Here is a 676-nt window from a genome sequence, read left to right on the forward strand (position 1 = left end):
TTGGTGATGTGTTGGGGCAGGCGGGGGCGGCCGGTGAGCCAGCCACCGTCGGTGTCGAGGTGGACCTGCACCCGGTAGCGAGCCCGCCGGGCAGCTCCACCCGAGCCGTCACTGCCTGCGGCGTCGAGGGAGCGGGTGGCGAGCAGGATCAGGGCGTCGGCCCGGTGACGCGGGGCCGGCCTCCGTCGGTGCAGTACTGGTCGGGGTGCAGGACGTCCCCGTCGAGGGCCTGCTTCTGCTCGTCGCTCACACCGCCGTCAGCGTCGCGGACGCTCTCGGGGGGAGGGTGTGGAAGAGATGGTCCTTGGCCTCGGCGAGGGCTGACTCGACGAGCGCGCCGACCTCGGCCGGCGCGTCGTAGCGCAGCCGGAACCGCCCGTCGGCGTCGAGGCCCATGCTCAGGTGGGCCGGCTCCACCGGCGCCCGCTTCCCCGACACCCACCGTCGCCGCCGTCGCCGCCCTCCTGGTCGCTCTCGTCACCGCTCTCGTCACCAGGTGGTATCTCGCCGGGCAGGATCTCTCCGGGCAGGATCTCGCCGGGCAGGCCGCGGCCGCGGTCGTCGACGCTGTCGGGTTGGAGGGTGAAGTCGTAGCGGGTGACGGTGCGCTGCAGCTGGGTCACCGTCGCGTGCCGGGCGAACTCCGCGACCGTGGTGTCGAACGCGGCCGGGGTGT

At 73.7% G+C, this 676-nt stretch carries 1 protein-coding gene and 1 pseudogene; both read right to left on the reverse strand.

The genetic code is table 11. The features are described from left to right. Nucleotides 1–246: 246 nt before the first annotated feature. Nucleotides 247–417, reverse strand: coding sequence for a hypothetical protein (locus AB4Y83_RS22675; RefSeq protein WP_442298280.1), 171 nt, complete (start codon nucleotides 415–417; stop codon nucleotides 247–249). Beyond that, nucleotides 399–676 (reverse strand): annotated as a pseudogene (locus AB4Y83_RS22680) (hypothetical protein); the annotation flags it as partial. The pseudogene AB4Y83_RS22680 and the gene AB4Y83_RS22675, both read right to left, overlap by 19 nt.

Source organism: Terrabacter sp. RAF57, from assembly GCF_052113925.1.
Lineage (GTDB): Bacteria > Actinomycetota > Actinomycetes > Actinomycetales > Dermatophilaceae > Terrabacter.